Genomic DNA, 18,425 nt, shown 5'->3' with positions numbered 1-18,425 from the left:
GGGTCAAGCGACGGCTACAACGTCGAGAATCCGCTGGACCACCCGGTCCTGGTCGATGCCCGCGGCTTCGGCTTCAAAGGAAAGAATGATGCGGTGGCGCAATACGTCGAACAGCACGGCCTGGATATCTTCCGGGCTGACGAAGTCGCGACCGGCCAGCCAGGCATGGGCCCGGGCGCAGCGATCGAGGGCAATCGAGCCTCGCGGGCTGGCGCCGTAGGCGATCCACTCGGCCATTTCCGGATCGAACTTGGCCGGGGTGCGGGTGGCCATGACCAGTTGCACCAGGTATTCCTCCACGGCATCGGCCATGTACAAACCGAGGATCTCCTTACGCGCGGCGAAGATTGCCTGCTGGCTGACGCGGCGCTCGGGTTTGATTTCGCCGTTGAGCGCTTCGCCGCGAGCCTGCTGCAGAATGCGCCGCTCGACGGTAGCGTCTGGAAAGCCGATTTTGACGTGCATCAGGAAACGGTCGAGCTGAGCCTCGGGCAGCGGATAGGTGCCTTCCTGCTCGATGGGGTTCTGGGTTGCCATCACCAGAAACAGCGGCGACAGCTCATAGGTGCTGCGGCCGACGCTGACTTGCCGCTCGCCCATGGCTTCGAGCAAGGCCGACTGGACCTTGGCCGGGGCGCGGTTGATTTCGTCGGCCAGCACCAGGTTATGGAAAATCGGCCCTTGCTGGAATACGAAGCTACCGGTTTCCGGGCGATAGATCTCGGTGCCGGTGATGTCGGCGGGGAGCAGGTCGGGGGTGAACTGGATACGATGGAACTGCGCTTCAATACCTTCGGCCAGCTCTTTGATGGCCTTGGTCTTGGCCAGACCAGGGGCCCCTTCGACCAGTAAATGGCCGTCAGCGAGCAGGGCAATGAGCAAGCGCTCGATGAGTTTTTCCTGGCCTAGAATCTGCGTTGAAAGAAAGGTTCGCAGCGCTAGCAGCGCTTCACGATGTTCCATCTATGACTGTTCCTGGAAAGGGTGACCGAAGGCGTTCGAATAACGCTCTGGCTTGGGGGCGTTACTTTAATCCATAGCAGGGGGTGGCGACTAACGGCGATCAGGGATTTTTCGGGATTTGTGGGGGTTATGGAGGTTTTTTTGCGCGTATAAGGAGATCGTTCCCACGCTCTGCGTGGGAATGCATCCCGTGACGCTCCGCGTCACAGCTTCAGAAGCGGACGCAGAGCGTCCATGGCGGCATCCCCACGCAGAGCGTGGGAACGATCATTCTTGCGCTTTTTGCCAAAGGCTCAGGCGAGCTGGCTTATATAGGTGCCGGTACCTTTGAGGATGTTTTGCAGGGTTTCTTCAACCTCGGGCAAGTCCATCGCTGCGGTGCTGTGATGGATTTCCAGATGGTCGTCGCCATTGAGCACATCGGCATCGGCGGCGCCGATTTCGATCAACAGGCGATCGGCGCTGAGGGTGACTTTCAAACCATCGAGTGTGGAAGGTTCGCCATCGAGGGTGAGCTCGACTTCATTCTCGTCGGGGTAGCGAGTCATCAGGAACATCTCGCCCTTGTCACTATGGCAGCAGAGCATTGCCATGTTGTCTTCTTCGTCGTCGCAGGGGTTGGCGATCAAATGGGCGGTGGTCAGTTGCATGGGGCGGTTCCTGGCTCTGGGGGCGCTGTGAAAGCAAGCAAAGTCTAATTCTGCCAGCCCGAAGAATTTTCTGCTGACTTGTGTGTCAGAGCCTGTGCTATGAACGGAGTGAGTCTTATCGGTCACTTCTGGTACGGATGTACTGTAAAACCTGGTTTGAACCAGCGATTTTCCTGCGCAACTGCTAGTGTTGTTCGATGCGCAGCACCCGAGTTACTTACCGATGACCGAATATGTCGCAGCATCGCAAGCAGTGGCCTTGCCGCACTGGTTAAGCTGCGCAACTGATGGACACCTGTAAAGACATTGCTTGTCTGCCCGGCAGTCGTTTTTGCAGATGCCCATCGAAGGAAGGTGAATGTGACCTGAGTGTCTCGTCCAGCTTCACCCACCTGTCGCCCTGTTTCCTCTGCCCGAGAATCAGGAACCGGGTGACGGACCGCCCCGTAAGGGGTTTTGCACGCGACGCTTCCATCAATAACAAGCCCAAGCGGAGTACCACAGATGGCGTTCTTCACCGCAGCCAGCAAAGCCGACTTCCAGCACCAACTGCAAGCGGCACTGGCGCAGCACATCAGTGAACAGGCACTGCCACAAGTGGCGCTGTTCGCTGAACAATTTTTTGGCATCATTTCCCTGGATGAACTCACCCAGCGTCGGTTGTCTGACCTCGCCGGCTGCACCCTTTCTGCCTGGCGCCTGCTTGAGCGCTTTGACCACGCCCAACCGCAGGTGCGTGTGTACAACCCCGATTACGAACGTCACGGCTGGCAGTCGACCCACACTGCAGTCGAAGTGCTGCACCACGATCTGCCGTTTCTGGTGGACTCGGTGCGCACCGAGCTGAACCGTCGCGGTTACAGCATCCACACGCTGCAGACCACCGTGCTGAGCGTGCGTCGCGGCAGCAAGAACGAGTTGCTGGAAATCCTGCCAAAAGGCACCCAGGGCGAAGGCATCCAGCAAGAATCTCTGATGTACCTGGAGATCGATCGCTGCGCTCATACCGCCGAGCTCAATGTATTGAGCAAAGAGCTGGAGCAGGTTCTCGGCGAAGTCCGCGTTGCGGTCGCCGATTTCGAACCGATGAAAGCCAAGGTCCAGGAGCTGATCGACGGCATCGACAAAAGCAAGTTTGTTATTGATGCAGACGAAAAGAACGAGATCGAGGGTTTCCTCGAATGGCTGGTGGGCAACCACTTCACCTTCCTTGGCTACGAAGAGTTCGTGGTTTGCGATGACCAGAATGGCGGTCATATCGAGTATGACCAGAACTCCTTCCTCGGTCTGACCAAACTGCTGCGCGCCGGCCTCACCGCCGATGACCTGCGCATCGAAGACTACGCCGTGAATTACCTGCGCGAACCGACCGTGCTGTCGTTCGCCAAGGCTGCGCATCCAAGCCGTGTGCACCGTCCGGCTTACCCCGATTACGTGTCGATCCGCCAGATCGATGCCGACGGCAAGGTCATCAAGGAATGCCGTTTCATGGGCCTGTACACCTCCTCGGTGTATGGCGAGAGCGTGCGGGTCATTCCGTACATCCGCCGCAAGGTCGGGGAAATCGAACGTCGTTCCGGTTTCCAGGCCAAGGCTCACCTGGGCAAGGAACTGGCTCAGGTACTCGAAGTACTGCCCCGTGACGACCTGTTCCAGACTCCGGTCGACGAGCTGTTCAGCACCGTGATGTCGATCGTGCAGATCCAGGAACGCAACAAGATCCGCGTGTTCCTGCGCAAAGACCCGTACGGCCGCTTCTGCTACTGCCTGGCTTATGTGCCGCGCGACATCTATTCCACCGAAGTGCGTCAGAAGATCCAGCAAGTGCTGATGGATCGCCTGAAAGCCTCCGATTGCGAGTTCTGGACCTTCTTCTCCGAGTCCGTGCTGGCCCGTGTGCAACTGATTCTGCGGGTCGACCCGAAGAACCGTCTCGACATCGATCCGCTGTTGCTGGAAAAAGAAGTGGTGCAGGCCTGCCGCAGCTGGCAGGACGACTACTCAAGCCTGGTGATCGAAAGCTTCGGCGAAGCCCACGGCACCAACGTGCTGTCCGACTTCCCTAAAGGTTTCCCGGCCGGCTACCGCGAGCGCTTCGCTGCGCACTCGGCTGTGGTCGACATGCAACACTTGCTGAGCCTGAGCGAAGCCAATCCGCTGGTCATGAGCTTCTACCAGCCGCTGCTGGGTCAAACCGCCGGTCAGCAACAGTTGCATTGCAAGCTGTATCACGCCGATACCCCGCTGGCACTTTCCGACGTGTTGCCGATCCTGGAAAACCTCGGTCTGCGCGTCCTTGGCGAGTTCCCGTATCGCCTGCGCCACAGCACCGGGCGCGAGTTCTGGATTCATGACTTCGCATTCACCGCCGCTGAAGGCCTGAACCTCGACATCCAGCAGCTCAACGACACGCTGCAGGACGCATTCGTCCACATCGTTCGTGGCGATGCCGAGAACGATGGGTTCAACCGTCTGGTACTGACTGCCGGCCTGCCATGGCGCGACGTGGCGCTGCTGCGTGCATACGCCCGTTACCTGAAGCAGATTCGCCTGGGCTTCGACCTCGGCTACATCGCCAGCACCCTGAACAACCACACCGACATCGCTCGCGAGTTGACCCGGTTGTTCAAGACCCGTTTCTACCTGGCCCGCAAGCTGACCAGCGAAGACCTCGACGACAAGCAGCTGCGTCTGGAACACGCGATCCTGAGCGCGCTGGACGACGTTCAAGTACTGAACGAAGACCGTATCCTGCGTCGCTACCTGGACCTGATCAAGGCGACTCTGCGGACCAACTTCTACCAGACCGATGCCAATGGTCAGAACAAGTCCTACTTCAGCTTCAAGTTCAACCCGCACCTGATTCCGGAACTGCCTAAACCGGTTCCGAAATTCGAAATCTTCGTTTACTCGCCACGGGTTGAAGGCGTGCACCTGCGCTTCGGCAACGTCGCGCGCGGCGGCCTGCGCTGGTCCGATCGTGAAGAAGACTACCGCACTGAAGTGCTGGGTCTGGTAAAAGCCCAACAAGTGAAAAACTCGGTGATCGTACCGGTCGGCGCCAAAGGCGGCTTCCTGCCGCGTCGCCTGCCATTGGGCGGCAGCCGTGATGAAGTCGCGGCAGAAGGCATTGCCTGCTACCGGATCTTCATCTCCGGCCTGCTGGACATCACCGACAACCTGAAAGACGGCGCTCTGGTGCCTCCGGCTAACGTGGTTCGTCACGATAACGATGACCCGTATCTGGTGGTGGCAGCGGACAAGGGCACTGCGACCTTCTCCGACATCGCCAACGGTATTGCCATCGACTACGGTTTCTGGCTCGGTGACGCGTTCGCCTCCGGCGGCTCGGCCGGTTATGACCACAAGAAAATGGGCATCACCGCCAAGGGTGCGTGGGTCGGCGTACAGCGTCACTTCCGTGAGCGCGGTATCAACGTTCAGGAAGACAGCATCACGGTGGTCGGCGTCGGCGACATGGCCGGTGACGTGTTCGGTAACGGCTTGCTGATGTCCGACAAGCTGCAACTGGTCGCAGCCTTCAACCACCTGCACATCTTCATCGACCCCAATCCTGCGCCTGCCAACAGCTTCGCCGAGCGTCAGCGTCTGTTCGATCTGCCGCGTTCGGCCTGGTCGGACTACGACACCAGCATCATGTCCGAAGGCGGCGGGATCTTCTCTCGTAGTGCAAAAAGCATCGCGATTTCCCCGCAGATGAAAGAGCGCTTCGACATCTCGGCCGACAAACTGACTCCGACCGAACTGCTGAACGCCTTGCTCAAGGCACCGGTGGATCTGCTGTGGAACGGCGGTATCGGGACTTACGTCAAGGCCAGTACCGAAAGCCACGCCGATGTCGGCGACAAGGCCAACGACGCGCTGCGCGTGAACGGCAACGAACTGCGCTGCAAAGTCGTGGGCGAGGGCGGTAACCTCGGCATGACCCAACTGGGTCGTGTGGAGTTCGGTCTCAATGGTGGCGGTTCCAACACCGACTTCATCGACAACGCCGGTGGTGTGGACTGCTCCGACCACGAAGTGAACATCAAAATCCTGCTCAACGAAGTTGTGCATGCTGGCGATATGACCGAGAAGCAACGTAACCAGTTGCTTGGCAGCATGACCGATGAAGTCGGCGGCCTGGTTCTGGGCAACAACTACAAGCAGACCCAGGCGCTGTCCCTGGCGGCCCGTCGTGCCTACGTACGGATCGCCGAGTACAAACGCCTGATGAACGACCTTGAAGGCCGCGGCAAGCTGGACCGCGCCATCGAGTTCCTACCGTCGGAAGAGCAACTCGACGAGCGCGTCGCGGCTGGCCATGGCCTGACCCGTGCCGAGCTGTCGGTGCTGATCTCCTACAGCAAGATCGACCTCAAGGAAGCGCTGCTCAACTCTCAGGTGCCGGATGACGCCTACCTGACTCGCGACATGGAAACCGCATTCCCGCCGACGCTGGTCAGCAAGTTCGCCGAAGCCATGCGCCGTCACCGTCTGAAACGCGAGATCGTCAGCACCCAGATCGCCAACGATCTGGTCAACCACATGGGCATCACCTTCGTTCAGCGCTTGAAAGAGTCCACCGGCATGAGCCCGGCGAATGTTGCGGGTGCCTATGTAATAGTTCGGGATATCTTCCATCTCCCGCACTGGTTCCGGCAGATAGAGGCCCTGGATTACCAGGTTTCGGCGGACGTACAACTGGAGCTGATGGATGAGCTGATGCGTCTGGGCCGTCGGGCTACTCGCTGGTTCCTGCGCAGCCGTCGCAACGAGCAGAATGCTGCCCGTGATGTGGCGCATTTCGGTCCGCATCTGGCGGCGTTGGGTCTCAAGCTCGACGAACTGCTGGAAGGCCCGACCCGCGATGGCTGGCAGACCCGCTACCAGGCCTACGTCGAAGCCGGCGTGCCTGAGTTGCTGGCGCGCATGGTTGCAGGCACTACTCACCTGTACTCCTTGCTGCCGGTCATCGAAGCCTCTGATGTGACCGGTCAGAACCCTGCCGATGTGGCCAAGGCGTTCTTCGCCGTGGGCAGTGCGCTGGACATCACCTGGTACCTGCAACAGATCAGTGCTCTGCCGGTGGAAAACAACTGGCAGGCACTGGCGCGCGAAGCCTTCCGTGATGACGTCGACTGGCAGCAACGGGCGATCACCATCTCGGTTCTGCAAATGGCCAATGCCCCGCAAGAGGTGGAAGCACGTCTTCAGTTGTGGCTGGAACAGAACCACACCATGGTCGAGCGCTGGCGCGCCATGCTGGTGGACATCCGTGCCGCCAGCGGCACTGACTACGCCATGTACGCAGTGGCCAACCGCGAACTGCTGGATTTGGCGATGAGCGGTCAAAATGCCGTCGCTAACCGCGAACTGCCGGACCTGGAGATGGACAGTCAAACGGTGGCTGCCGCCACTGCCTGATTGAGTGCTGAATGAAAAAAACCCGCATCGAAAGATGCGGGTTTTTTTTCAGCCTGAAAATCATGTTGTGTCTGATTTGACGCCATCGCGAGCAAGCTCGCTCCTACAGGTGGTACGTGTACTCTGTAGGAGCGAGCTTGCTCGCGATGAGGCCCTGACAGACACCACACATTGATGTCCTTATTTTTTCAACGGGGTCAACACTTCATCCTTATCGCCCAGCAACATGAACACCAGCAGTTTGGCGGGTTTGGTCTGGCTGGCATTGGCCGAGACCGGGTGCCTGGAGCCTGCGGCTTCGTACCACGACTCGCCGGCCTTGTAGGTGATGGCTTTTTCGTCGTTGACCTGGGACGTTATTTCACCTTCCAGCACATAAGCCATCGCTGAGCCCGCATGCATATGCGGCGCAGTGGCCTGGCCCGGGGCGTAGTCGACGGTGAGCATCATGGCTTTCTTGCCCGGTGCGTTGGTCAGTTCATGTTCTTGCAGAACATTGAGTTTTTCCTTGCCATAGACCGGGTCGTGGGCGAAGGCGCTGAGCGAGGCCAGCATGGCCAGACCAGCGAAGATCGAGGTCGCGAGCGAGAGGGCTTTCATGGCGGTTCCTTTTATGTCGTCGGGGGAGGTGACTCACCCTAAGTCCCAATCCCGGACCGACCAATAGCCAATCCCGGGAAAGAGCAGGAGGCCAATGGCTCAGTGATTGAAGTCCAGTCGGCAGGCCAGGCGATTGCCGATCAGCTCGATAAAACCCTGCAACGCCGGCAGTGCGAAGTGCGACTCCATGCATTCGCGGGTCTGCCAATGGCCGTTGACGGTCCACAGGCCAGGAGTGCTCGGGCACTCCTGCACCGCATAATCGAGACAGCCCTGCGCTTCACGCAGGGTGTCGGCAATCCGCGTCAGGTGTAGGCCAAGCTCATCCGAACGACCTTTAGCGGCCTGGATCTGGACGGTATTGATCGCGATGCTGGACATGGCAGGTTCTCCGAGTGACGTGCAGGGGAGTTCGTGAGGAGAAGAGTAGGGCCGGACTCGTTCAACACCCATATCCAATCCGCAGGAAAACCACTGAGCCAATCAGGCGATCTGTTCGAGAATATCCCTGACCTTGTCCAGCGCCGGGTCGATGTCCAGGGTCTCGATCGCTCCGAAGCCGATGATCAGTCCGCTTCTAACCGGTGTGTCGTGGAAGAAACTGTCCAGGGGGTAAAGCCCGACCTCGACTTTCTTCGCCAGCTCGATCAGCAAGGGAACATCCACTGGCACCTTGCACAGTGCGGCCATGTGGAAACCGGCAATTGATGGCACCACCTCGAACCAGGGCGAAAGATCACCTTGCAGGCGGTTCAGTATACGTTCCCGGCGCCCGGCGTAGACCGCGTGGCAACGGCGGATGTGCTTGAGCAGATAGCCCTCGGAAATGAACTTGGCCAGCGCCCATTGCGGCAGGGTCGAGGTGTGGCAGTCGGTCAGTTGCTTGGCCTTGACCACCGCACTGTGGATCGCCGGTGGCAGTACTGCATAACCGAGTCGCAACTCCGGCAGCATGGTTTTCGAGAAGGTCCCGACGTAGGCGACCACGCCCCGGCTATCCATGCTTTGCAGGGAATCGGTGGGCCGGCCCTCATAGCGGAACTCGCTGTCATAATCGTCCTCGATCACGATCGCACCCAGCACTCGGGCGCGTTCCAGCAGCGCTGTGCGGCGTGCCGGGCTCATCGGCATGCCGAGGGGAAACTGGTGCGAGGGGGTGACATAGATCAGTCGCGCGCCGTCGGGAATCAGCTCGACCTGGATACCTTCGGCGTCCACCGGCACACCGACCACCATCGCGCCCTGGGCGGTGAACAGCAGTCGTGCCGGGGTGTAGCCGGGGTCTTCCATGGCGACGATGCTGCCGGGTTCCAGAACCACCCGGGCGATCAGATCCAGCGCCTGTTGGGCGCCGTTGCAGACCACGATGTCGTCGTCATGACAGGCCACGCCACGGGAGAACGCGACATGCCCGGCGATGGCACTGCGCAAGGCTGGCAGGCCTTCCGGTTGGCTGTAGAAGCCACTGTTGAGCGCGATTCGGCGTAGCGCGTCCTGAGTGCAGCGCCGCCATTCTTCCTGGGGGAATTGATTGCGAGTGGTCGCGCCGCCGATGAATTCGCAGCGCAAGGTGCCTTCCAGGGTTGGATGGCGCAAGGGCGCGGGCAGGTTCTGCCAGTTTGCCAGGCTTTGTGCGCAGGCCAGGTCCGCCGCGCTTTGCTTGCGCTCGGCCTTGGCCGCCCGGGCATTGACGAAGGTGCCACGGCCGATCTTGCCGATCAGGAAGTTTTCATAGGTCAGCAGCGCGTAGGTGTCGGAGACCGTCTTGCGCGAAACGCCCAGTTGCTCAGCCAGTAAACGACTGGGTGGCAACTGTGCACCGGCGGCAAGCCGACCGGACTCGATGGCACCGCGCAGTTGCTGGTACAGCTGCTCGGCCAGGTCCTTGCGGCCATTGATGACAACATGAAGTTCCATGGGTGAAGTCCTGAAGGCGGTCGTGTGCAAGGTTACGCGCAACAATACATTTCGTGTAGCCGGGCCACAGGCTACGGCTGCGGGTTTTGGTGCATGGGTGGTCTTTCGAAAAAATCGGCAATTGGATATAGGGCCTTGGCGCCTCGGGTCTTAGGCTTTGACTCACCGCATGTCAGCCTAAGGTCACGCCCATGGAACCTCGTCTGGATTACTACACGGCCTCGCCGCAAGCCCTCAAGGGGATCCTCATGCTCGAGGCGGCGACCTTTGGCCTGTCGATTGAAAAACCGTTGCTGGAGCTGATCAGGATTCGCGTCTCGCAGCTCAATCAGTGTTCGTTCTGCACCGACATGCATGCCGTCGAGGCCCGCCGTCAGGGCGAGACCGAACGCAGGTTGTACGCAATCGGCGTCTGGCGTGATTCACCATTCTTCAATGCACGGGAAAAGGCCGCACTGGCCTGGAGCGAGTCGGTGACGTTGCTGCCTGCCTCCAATGTGCCGGACGAGCTGTATACGGCGCTGCGGGCCGAGTTCAGCGAGCGGGAGATGGTCGATTTGACCGTTGCGGTTGCCACCATCAATTGCTGGAACCGGTTGGCGGTGGGGTTTCGGCAGCAGCCCAGTGATTAAGGCGCCTGCGTCGTACGCGAACCGTCTCCTGAGTCAATCGCCCAAGGCAAACGCCACGGCTGCCCGGGCGTGTAATTCGGTGGTGTCGAGTAGCGCCAGCGAGCTGTGTTCGGGTTTGATCAGCAGGCCGATTTCAGTGCAGCCGAGGATGATTGCCTGGGCACCGCGTGCGGCCAGGGATTCGATGATCCGTTGATAGGTTTGCCGTGAACGCTCACTGATCACGCCAACACACAGCTCGTCGTAGATGATCCGGTGGACCGCGTCGCGCTCGGCGGCTCCTGGCACCAGAACGCTCAGCCCTTGGGCCGCGAGACGATCCTTGAGGAAGTCCTGCTCCATGGTGAACGCGGTCCCGAGCAGGCCGACTGTCAGCGCGCCGGCATCCACCGCGGCCTGTCCGGCCGGGTCGGCAATGTGCAGGAAAGGTACCGATATCGCCGCCTGAATCTGCTCGGCCACCCGGTGCATGGTGTTGGTACAGAGCACGACGCACTCGGCGCCGCCGGCTTCCAGTCGGCGCGCCGCGTCCACCAGAATCAGTGCCGCATCGTCCCAGCGCCCAGCATGCTGTGCCTGTTCGACAGGGCCGAAGTCGACGCTGTACATTAACAACTTCGCTGAACGCAGCGGGCCCAGCCGGTCGCGTACTTGCTGGTTGATGATGCGGTAATATTCGGCGCTGGACTCCCAGCTCATGCCGCCGATCAGGCCAATGGTGCGCATGCTGTTCTCCTGTTGATGGCAAATTTTTGTCGGAGAGAGTTTCCCGTGACGCAGCGGTTCGATCTATCAAGAAATTTCACATGCCAGGCCTGCTGAGCCAGACCCTGCTGGGCGGCAAACTCTGCCTGCAACTCTTGCCGCGCGTCGCTTACAGTGCCCGTGATCCGGCACAGTGGCAAACCCTGGGCGTGACCCTTGAGCGTCAGCAAGGGGTACATGCGATCGATTCGGACCGACGGGTGGATTTCGACACCTTACCCGGTGTGCTGGCCTATACACCGGTGGGTGTGGAAGTGTTTTCCGAGTCGGCCAGTGGCGGTGAATACCTGTTGGCGCGCTGGGATGAGCCGTTTACTGGCGACGAACCGCTCAACTTCAGACACCGTGTGCAGGTCCCTGGCCATCGCCACGCTCTGGCGCTGGGCCGCGAGCTGCGGCGGTTGTTGCTCGATCCGCAACCCGATCTGCTGGCGCTGGAGGCCTGCGCCCTGAGTTTCGTTGGTTTGCCGTTGGTCCAGGCGCAAAAGCCGGAACGTGTGACGCCAAAAGCGTTAGCTCGGGTACTGGAGCAGATTGCCGGGCAGTACCATCAACCGTTGACGCTGGAGCAGCTGGCTGCCACCTACGGGCATACCGAGCTGCGTTTGCTGCGCGATTTCACCCGGGCGATCGGCAGGACGCCCCACGCCTGGATTGTCGAAGTCCGGGTCCAGGCTGCACGGTGGATGATCGAGCACACAGCGCTACCACTGGCCGCTATCGCGCTGGATGCAGGCTTTGCCCATCAGTCGCACATGGGCAGCGCATTCCGCACGCTGTTGGGGATGACGCCGGCTCAGTACCGTCGGCGGTTTTAGTCATACGCTGCTTGCTGGCATCTGCCATGATCAGAACCTTGAAGTCATGCTTGATCCGAGGAACAACGCAATGGACGACGTAACGCAACTGGGCGAGATGCTTCGCCACTATGCAGAAAGCGAAGCGCACAAGAAGCAGGTGTTCGAGACTCAATCGGCCGAATGGGCGGTGCGCATCGGCGAGCTGTTCGACCATATCGAACAGTGGCTTGAGCCTGTGGAGAGTCCGAACCTGCTTGAAGTCAGTCGCGAAGGCTATGTCGCTTCAGGTCCGAACGTTCCTGTCGAAACCTCTCCCTTCAACACCTGGAAGCTGACGGTGCAGATTACCGGCAAACCGGTGGAATTCGTACCGGAAGCGATGGGTGTCGGTGGCTTGATCTCTGTGGCGGTGATGGGCCTGACGGCCGCACGTTACGGCAGTGTCTCGCTGGTGTGCCAACCGCCGTCGACCGACTGGCAGTGGCGCAAGGCCAACGGTTTGAAAGACCCGGATATCTTTGCTTTTGATGCGAATTTCCTGGCGCAGCAGTTGCAAAGCCTGATTCCCCGGGAGCGTGGGTAGGAGCGAGCTGAGGATCGTTCCCACGCTCTGCGTGGGAATGCCGCCCCGGACACTCCGCGTCTGCTTTTGGATGTGACGCAGAGCGTCACGGGATGTATTCCCACGCAGAGCGTGGGAACGATCAATCACATGTTTACATTCCCCCAGCCTTCCTTCGCCACTTCAGGCGCCACGGCCTTGATGGTCTTGCCCGTTGCCAATTCCACCCTTCGCGCCACTTCCGGGTCGTCGGCAAAGGGGATCAGGCTGGCATCGTCCAAGGCTTCTGCCGACTGGTTTCTCAAGCAATATTCAACGGAAAAATACAGGCAGGCCACCGCCAGCAGATTCAGTCCGATTTCGATCATGACAAGCTTCTCCCTGACAGGAACGACGCAAGCGATGAAGGCTTGCGTCAGCGTTGGAGTCAAGCGAACTGCACTTCACTCACGGCCATTTTCAGGTCTTCGACGCGCACTGTGCGCCAGGTGTTGTAGGCCATCAGCAGCATGCCGCTGAGGAAGAACACGCCACCGGCAAAGCGCACAACGAAGCCTGGATGGCTGGCTTGCAGAGCCTCGACGAAGGAGTAGGTGAGGGTGCCGTCATCGTTGATCGCGCGCCACATCAGGCCCTGGGTGATGCCGTTGACCCACATCGAGGCGATGTAGAGTACGGTACCGATGGTCGCCAACCAGAAGTGCAGGTTGATCAACGCGATGCTGTGCATCTGTAAACGGCCGAAGACTTTCGGGATCATGTGGTACAGCGAGCCGAAGGTGATCATCGCCACCCAACCCAGGGCGCCGGCGTGTACGTGGCCGATGGTCCAGTCGGTGTAGTGGGAGAGGGCGTTGACCGTCTTGATGGCCATCATCGGTCCTTCGAAGGTCGACATGCCGTAGAACGCCAGTGACAGCACCAAAAAGCGCAGGATCGGGTCGGTACGCAATTTATGCCAGGCGCCGGAGAGGGTCATCATGCCGTTGATCATCCCGCCCCAGCTCGGTGCCAGCAGGATCAGCGACATGGCCATGCCCAGCGACTGCGCCCAGTCCGGCAGCGCGGTGTAGTGCAAGTGATGCGGGCCGGCCCAGATGTACAGGGTGATCAGCGCCCAGAAGTGCACGATGGACAAACGGTACGAATACACCGGCCGACCGACCTGTTTGGGCACGAAGTAGTACATCATCCCCAGAAAACCGGTGGTCAGGAAGAAACCCACGGCGTTATGCCCGTACCACCACTGGACCATCGCGTCGGTGGCGCCGGAATACACCGGGTAAGACTTGAACCAGCCCACCGGGATCGACAGGTGATTGACCACGTGCAGCATGGCGATTACCACAATGAACGCACCGAAGAACCAGTTGCCGACGTAGATGTGCTTCGTCTTGCGTTGCACCACGGTGGTGAAGAACACAATGGCGTAGGCGACCCAGACCACCGTCATCCACACCGCGCCCGAGAATTCGATCTCGGCGTATTCCTTGGTGGTGGTGTAGCCCAGCGGCAAGGTGATCAGCATGATCGTGACCACCGACTGCCAGCCCCAGAAGGTGAAGGCGGCGAGCTTGTCGGAGTACAGCCGCACATGGCAGGTGCGCTGTACCGCGTAATAACTGGCGGCGAACTGCGCGCTGCCGGCAAAGCCGAAAATCACCAGGCTGGTGTGCAGCGGCCGCAAGCGACCGAAAGTGGTCCAGGGCAGGTCCAGATTCATTTGCGGCCAGACCAGTTGCGAGGCGATCCATACGCCCATCGCCATTCCGATCACGCCCCACACCACCGTTGCCACGACAAATTGGCGGACGACCCTGTAGTTATAAGCCTGTCCGTTTGCTGCTGTGCTCATGGTCAATTCTTCCACGGTTGCAAAGTCTTGCCAGGCCACCCGGTCTGGCATGCGCTGAACTGTAGAAAGCATGGGAGAAACAAAACAGACTCAGAAAAACTGCATTAATACAGATCAGATGGAGTGCCTGCCGACGGCCATACGCCGCACTCTGATATGGTTTTTTAGTCTTTACCTGAATCTGTAACGTGCTGAGCTGCAGGTGCATAGTCGCCATATCCACCCTGTAGCAGCTGCCGAGCCCGCGAGGCTGCGTTCGAGTGCGCAGCGCTCGTAATCCAGACGACGCGGTATGACAGACGCACCGCATGCTCGGGCTCTACGACTGCTTCGCCCGAACGCGGACCGAGCCGAACGAAGCCTCGCGGGCTCGGCAGCTGCTACGTGATGTGAGAGTTTGGGGTCAGCACTGATGAGGTAGGACCATGTATCACTATGACGACTATGACCGTGCCCTGGTCTTTGAACGGGTCGCGCAGTTTCGCGATCAGGTCGAGCGTTTCATGGTGGGTGAGTTGAGCGAGGAAGAGTTCCTGCCGCTGCGCCTGCAAAACGGCCTGTACATGCAAAAGCACGCTTACATGCTGCGGGTCGCGATTCCCTACGGCACCCTCGGCGCGCAGCAGATGCGCACCCTGGCGAGCATCGCCCGGGATTACGACCGTGGCTATGGTCACTTCACTACCCGGCAGAACATGCAATTCAACTGGATTGAACTGGCTCAGGTGCCGGACATCCTCGAGCGTCTGGCCCAGGTCGAGATGCACGCGATCCAGACCTCGGGCAACTGCGTACGCAATATCACCACTGAAGCCTTTGCCGGGGTCGCCGCCGACGAGCTGCTCGATCCGCGGCCGCTGGCGGAGATCCTGCGGCAGTGGTCGACCATCAACCCGGAATTCCTCTTCCTGCCACGCAAATTCAAGATCGCCATCTGCTCGGCCAGCCAAGACCGGGCGGCGATCATGATGCATGACATCGGTCTTTATCTTTACCGCGATGGCGGCGGCCAGATGCTGCTGCGGGTGATTGTCGGTGGTGGTCTGGGACGCACGCCGATCCTTGGTTTGCAGATTCGTGAGGGTTTGCCGTGGCAGCACTTGCTGTCGTATGTCGAAGCGGTGCTGCGGGTCTATAACCGCCATGGCCGACGCGATAACAAGTACAAGGCGCGGATCAAGATTCTGGTCAAAGCCTTGGGCATTGAAGCCTTTGCCAGGGAAGTGGAGGAGGAGTGGCAGCACCTCAAGGATGGCCCGGCGCAGTTGACTGACGTCGAGTACGAGCGCGTCGCCAGCGCCTTTGTACCGCCGAACTACCGGCCACTGGTGGATACCGATCTGGACTTCGGCACCCATCTGAGTGAAAACCCGGCTTTCGCCCGTTGGGTCTCGCGCAACGTGCAGCCGCATAAAGTGCCGGGCTACACCAGTGTGGTGCTGTCGACCAAACCCGGTATTGCCTCACCGCCCGGCGACGTCACCGCTGAGCAAATGGAAGCGGTCGCCGATTGGTCCGAGCAGTTCGGCTTTGGCGAAATCCGTATCGCCCATGAGCAGAACATCGTCCTGCCGGATGTGCCCAAGGCCGATCTCTATGCGCTCTGGCGTCTGGCCAATGAACAGGGGCTGGGCTGCGCCAATATCGGCTTGCTGACCGACATCATCGCCTGCCCCGGTGGTGATTTCTGTGCCTTGGCTAACGCGAAGTCGATCCCCATCGCGCAGGCCATTCAAGCGCGTTTCGATGACCTCGATTACCTGCACGATCTGGGGGATATCAGCCTCAATATCTCCGGCTGCATGAACGCCTGCGGCCATCACCACATCGGCAATATCGGCATCCTTGGCGTCGATAAAAACGGCAGTGAGTGGTACCAGATCACTCTCGGTGGCTCCCAGGGCAAGAACAGCGCATTGGGCAAGGTGATCGGCCCTTCGTTCAGCGCCGCCGAAGTACCGCAGGTCATCGAGCGCATCATCGCGACCTTTGTCCTTTACCGGGAAAGCGAAGAGCTGTTCGTCGATACCTTGCAACGCATTGGCCTGGAGCCATTCAAGGAAAGGGTCTATCCGAAGGTCCTGGAGGTCTCGATATGAACAATGTGTTGCGTTTGCGAGAGGGTGTCGCCGAGTGGGTGCGCGACGATCCCTGGCAGTTGGTTCGTGACGCGGCGGATGAGTTGCCCAGTGGACCGCTGATCCTGCCGCTACCCCAGTGGCTTGCCCGCAGTGCTCAAACCACGACGGCGCTCGTGGGCGTCTGGCTCGGCCCTGACGACGAAGTGGAAAACCTGACGCCCTGGTTTTCCAGCCTGCCGCTGATTGCCCTGGACTTCCCGAGCTTTCGCGACGGCCGTGCCTACAGCCAGGCTTATCTGCTGCGCACTCGTTTGGGTTGGCAGGGCGAGTTGCGCGCAATTGGCGATGTGCTGCGCGATCAGCTCAGCCATATGCGCCAATGCGGCTTCGATGCGTTCGCGGTGCGTGAAGACAAATCCGCCGAAGATGCCCTCAAGGGCCTGGCCGGGATGAGCGTGTTGTACGGCCGCTCGGTGATCGAGCCACGGCCGTTGTTTCGCAGGCGTTAGAGGGGGGCTATTGAGCTGACACGCTGGAATGCCAGGCATAGGGCCTGTGGCGAGGGAACGTGCTCCCTTGCCACAAATGACCATCACACCATCATCGTTGATTCGGCACTCTTTACTTCAACGCCGAATCCCCAGGTCTGGTTCTTGAACGTGACGCTGTTGAGGCCAGCCAACAATCAGGCGCATGTTCACGGCGTGTCACTCAATGGGTGTCAGCAGCGGCATTTTCCACTGTCCGCTGACCACTTCCGGTTTGGGCAGGTAGATCCGCAGCACGGCATAGAACGGTCCGTGCGGCGCCGGCAGCCAATTGCTCTTTTTGTCCTTGACCGGTTCTGAGTGCTGCAGGTAAAGGGTCAGGCCGCCGTCGGCATCGAGTTTCAGGTTCGGCAACAGGTGCGAGTTGATCAGGTAGCGCTTCATATGGTTGGCCACCAGCAACTGGCTCTTGCCGTCGTACATGGTCAGTGACCAGAAAGCGTCGGCCGGCGGCAGTGAATCTTTGTCGAAGTGCAGGGTGTAACTGCGTTTCGCGCCATTGGCCGGCTTGCCCTTGTTGTCGACCAAATAAACGATGTCATTCGCCTCTTCGGCCGAATTGCCGAAGATCCCCACCCTGGCGCCGGCATAGCGGTACAGGTAGTTGTTGTTCAGGCGGTCTCGGGTGCCGTATAGATTACCGCTGTTGACCTGGTGAGTGTCGACCTTGTCCTTCTTGAGTGCGGCAAACTCGGCCTTGCCGTCGGCGATCCCGGCCTCCAGGGCTTTGCGCTGCTCGGCACTCAGGTCGCTGACCTTGAACGGTTGTCCGGCGACGATGCCGATTTTGGCGAAGCGCGCCAGCAGGTCTCCTTCAACCGCTTGCGGTGCAGCGAAGGCCAGCATGAAGTTCAGGTAGCGAAACAGCTCCGGGCTGTCGCTCATGTTGGCCTCGGGTTTTGGCCAATCTACCCTGGAGGCCGCTTGGGGCGCAGGTTCGCCCAGGTAGCGGCTCAGGGGCTGAACCTTGTATCCCTTCTGTATCTGTCTGACCTTGTTCAGGTCTTTTTCGTCGAACAACTGCGTGCGATACATGGCATAGGCAATGTTGCTTTCACTGCGGATCATCCGGTCGATGTTGACCGGTTGCTGACCATTCCAGTCGGGGCCGGCGATCATGAAATGGCCACCTTGGTTGCCGGTGCTACGGGTGCCGAGATAGGCGAAGTTCTGCGTGTAAAGGTCGATCAACTGGACCGAGTAATAGCGACTTTCCTCGATCGCCGGCAGTGTCAGGACCACAGGTTCGGTTCGCAGGTCCATCCAGACGAACGAGTAGGGCGTGTCGGAGTCAGGGGTGAGGAAGGCGGTGTCCTTGGGCGTGAAGAGCATGGCGGTATTGCTGATCTGATTGAACGGTGCCTTGTAGTTCGGAGCTTTTTTGTCCACGGCCTGGGTGTACAGGGTCTTGTACATCTCCACCACCGGGAAGCCATAGAGGTACGCCTCTTTGGCAATTGCCCGGGCTTCGGCGGGTGTGGCGCTGAAGTCGGCCCAGGCAGTGCTGCTCAGCAGCAGCGAAAGGCTGGCGAGCAACAGGCGTGTCGGTCTTTCAATGATCATTGCTTCGTCCTTCTCATGAACTCATCCGGTTTTCAGGCGTTATTCCACAGCCATGATGCCGT

15 protein-coding genes are annotated in these 18,425 nt (G+C 59.7%); 6 read left to right on the top strand and 9 right to left on the bottom strand.

What is annotated here, in order from left to right:
- Positions 1-3 precede the first annotated feature (3 nt).
- Both AC07O1_RS06885 and AC07O1_RS06880 read right to left on the bottom strand, forming a co-directional pair.
- Positions 4-963: an AAA family ATPase gene (locus AC07O1_RS06885; RefSeq protein ID WP_494991483.1), complete on the bottom strand. Its 960-nt coding sequence runs from the start codon at positions 961-963 to the stop codon at positions 4-6.
- Between the two features lie 293 nt (positions 964-1,256).
- Positions 1,257-1,613 (bottom strand): hypothetical protein, encoded by a 357-nt coding sequence (locus AC07O1_RS06880; RefSeq protein WP_495088319.1) that lies wholly within the window; start codon positions 1,611-1,613, stop codon positions 1,257-1,259.
- 504 nt (positions 1,614-2,117) lie between these two features.
- On the opposite strand from AC07O1_RS06880, the gene AC07O1_RS06875 reads away from it, so the two are divergent.
- Positions 2,118-7,040 carry an NAD-glutamate dehydrogenase gene (locus AC07O1_RS06875; protein WP_495088318.1) on the top strand — a complete coding sequence of 1,641 codons (4,923 nt, stop codon included), beginning with the start codon at positions 2,118-2,120 and terminating at the stop codon, positions 7,038-7,040.
- 180 nt (positions 7,041-7,220) lie between these two features.
- Here the strand turns inward: AC07O1_RS06875 and AC07O1_RS06870 are convergent, their stop codons facing one another.
- The 3 genes from AC07O1_RS06870 to pdxR form a co-directional block, all read right to left on the bottom strand.
- Positions 7,221-7,640: a cupin domain-containing protein gene (locus AC07O1_RS06870; protein WP_495088317.1), complete on the bottom strand. Its 420-nt coding sequence runs from the start codon at positions 7,638-7,640 to the stop codon at positions 7,221-7,223.
- 99 nt (positions 7,641-7,739) lie between these two features.
- A complete protein-coding gene (locus AC07O1_RS06865; RefSeq protein WP_495088316.1) occupies positions 7,740-8,021 on the bottom strand; it encodes a putative quinol monooxygenase in 282 nt (93 codons plus the stop codon).
- A 102-nt stretch (positions 8,022-8,123) separates the two neighbouring features.
- Positions 8,124-9,557, bottom strand: coding sequence for a MocR-like pyridoxine biosynthesis transcription factor PdxR (pdxR, locus tag AC07O1_RS06860; RefSeq protein ID WP_495088315.1), 1,434 nt, complete (start codon positions 9,555-9,557; stop codon positions 8,124-8,126).
- A gap of 191 nt (positions 9,558-9,748) precedes the next feature.
- Between pdxR and AC07O1_RS06855 the strand changes: the two genes are divergently transcribed.
- Positions 9,749-10,189 (top strand): carboxymuconolactone decarboxylase family protein, encoded by a 441-nt coding sequence (locus AC07O1_RS06855; RefSeq protein ID WP_495088314.1) that lies wholly within the window; start codon positions 9,749-9,751, stop codon positions 10,187-10,189.
- Positions 10,190-10,222: 33 nt separating this feature from the next.
- On the opposite strand, the gene AC07O1_RS06850 is transcribed toward AC07O1_RS06855, so the two are convergent.
- Positions 10,223-10,915 carry an aspartate/glutamate racemase family protein gene (locus AC07O1_RS06850; RefSeq protein WP_494991490.1) on the bottom strand — a complete coding sequence of 231 codons (693 nt, stop codon included), beginning with the start codon at positions 10,913-10,915 and terminating at the stop codon, positions 10,223-10,225.
- Between the two features lie 80 nt (positions 10,916-10,995).
- Here AC07O1_RS06850 and AC07O1_RS06845 point away from each other — a divergent pair, with 80 nt between their 5' ends.
- Both AC07O1_RS06845 and AC07O1_RS06840 read left to right on the top strand, forming a co-directional pair.
- A complete protein-coding gene (locus AC07O1_RS06845) occupies positions 10,996-11,772 on the top strand; it encodes a helix-turn-helix domain-containing protein (protein WP_495088313.1) in 777 nt (258 codons plus the stop codon).
- Positions 11,773-11,842: 70 nt separating this feature from the next.
- Positions 11,843-12,337, top strand: coding sequence for a hypothetical protein (locus tag AC07O1_RS06840; protein ID WP_494991492.1), 495 nt, complete (start codon positions 11,843-11,845; stop codon positions 12,335-12,337).
- 125 nt (positions 12,338-12,462) lie between these two features.
- Here the strand turns inward: AC07O1_RS06840 and AC07O1_RS06835 are convergent, their stop codons facing one another.
- Entirely contained in the window at positions 12,463-12,684 is a 222-nt protein-coding gene (locus AC07O1_RS06835) for a cbb3-type cytochrome c oxidase subunit 3 (RefSeq protein WP_495088393.1), read from the bottom strand.
- Between the two features lie 59 nt (positions 12,685-12,743).
- Entirely contained in the window at positions 12,744-14,171 is a 1,428-nt protein-coding gene (gene ccoN / locus AC07O1_RS06830) for a cytochrome-c oxidase, cbb3-type subunit I (protein WP_495088312.1), read from the bottom strand.
- Between the two features lie 425 nt (positions 14,172-14,596).
- Between ccoN and AC07O1_RS06825 the strand changes: the two genes are divergently transcribed.
- A complete protein-coding gene (locus AC07O1_RS06825; RefSeq protein WP_495088311.1) occupies positions 14,597-16,270 on the top strand; it encodes a nitrite/sulfite reductase in 1,674 nt (557 codons plus the stop codon).
- Positions 16,267-16,761, top strand: a complete 495-nt coding sequence (locus AC07O1_RS06820) for a DUF934 domain-containing protein (RefSeq protein ID WP_495088310.1) — start codon at positions 16,267-16,269, stop codon at positions 16,759-16,761. Before AC07O1_RS06825 ends, AC07O1_RS06820 begins: the two co-directional genes overlap by 4 nt.
- 198 nt (positions 16,762-16,959) lie before the next feature.
- Here the strand turns inward: AC07O1_RS06820 and AC07O1_RS06815 are convergent, their stop codons facing one another.
- Positions 16,960-18,360: a DUF1254 domain-containing protein gene (locus AC07O1_RS06815; RefSeq protein ID WP_495088392.1), complete on the bottom strand. Its 1,401-nt coding sequence runs from the start codon at positions 18,358-18,360 to the stop codon at positions 16,960-16,962.
- Positions 18,361-18,425: the final 65 nt, after the last annotated feature.

The sequence above is a fragment of the Pseudomonas sp. GW821-FHT07G10 genome, from assembly GCF_059418545.1.
The sequence above is the reverse complement of the archived record's forward strand: the minus strand, read 5'-3'. Positions and strand labels throughout refer to the sequence as shown.

What these genes read in the sequence shown, in the direction of transcription:
- AC07O1_RS06885 (WP_494991483.1), bottom strand. Translation starts at nt 963, where the DNA reads ATGGAACATCGTGAAGCGCTGCTAGCGCTGCGAACCTTTCTTTCAACG.
- AC07O1_RS06880 (WP_495088319.1), bottom strand. Translation starts at nt 1,613, where the DNA reads ATGCAACTGACCACCGCCCATTTGATCGCCAACCCCTGCGACGACGAA.
- AC07O1_RS06875 (WP_495088318.1), top strand. Translation starts at nt 2,118, where the DNA reads ATGGCGTTCTTCACCGCAGCCAGCAAAGCCGACTTCCAGCACCAACTG.
- AC07O1_RS06870 (WP_495088317.1), bottom strand. Translation starts at nt 7,640, where the DNA reads ATGAAAGCCCTCTCGCTCGCGACCTCGATCTTCGCTGGTCTGGCCATG.
- AC07O1_RS06865 (WP_495088316.1), bottom strand. Translation starts at nt 8,021, where the DNA reads ATGTCCAGCATCGCGATCAATACCGTCCAGATCCAGGCCGCTAAAGGT.
- pdxR (WP_495088315.1), bottom strand. Translation starts at nt 9,557, where the DNA reads ATGGAACTTCATGTTGTCATCAATGGCCGCAAGGACCTGGCCGAGCAG.
- AC07O1_RS06855 (WP_495088314.1), top strand. Translation starts at nt 9,749, where the DNA reads ATGGAACCTCGTCTGGATTACTACACGGCCTCGCCGCAAGCCCTCAAG.
- AC07O1_RS06850 (WP_494991490.1), bottom strand. Translation starts at nt 10,915, where the DNA reads ATGCGCACCATTGGCCTGATCGGCGGCATGAGCTGGGAGTCCAGCGCC.
- AC07O1_RS06845 (WP_495088313.1), top strand. Translation starts at nt 10,996, where the DNA reads ATGCCAGGCCTGCTGAGCCAGACCCTGCTGGGCGGCAAACTCTGCCTG.
- AC07O1_RS06840 (WP_494991492.1), top strand. Translation starts at nt 11,843, where the DNA reads ATGGACGACGTAACGCAACTGGGCGAGATGCTTCGCCACTATGCAGAA.
- AC07O1_RS06835 (WP_495088393.1), bottom strand. Translation starts at nt 12,684, where the DNA reads ATGATCGAAATCGGACTGAATCTGCTGGCGGTGGCCTGCCTGTATTTT.
- ccoN (WP_495088312.1), bottom strand. Translation starts at nt 14,171, where the DNA reads ATGAGCACAGCAGCAAACGGACAGGCTTATAACTACAGGGTCGTCCGC.
- AC07O1_RS06825 (WP_495088311.1), top strand. Translation starts at nt 14,597, where the DNA reads ATGTATCACTATGACGACTATGACCGTGCCCTGGTCTTTGAACGGGTC.
- AC07O1_RS06820 (WP_495088310.1), top strand. Translation starts at nt 16,267, where the DNA reads ATGAACAATGTGTTGCGTTTGCGAGAGGGTGTCGCCGAGTGGGTGCGC.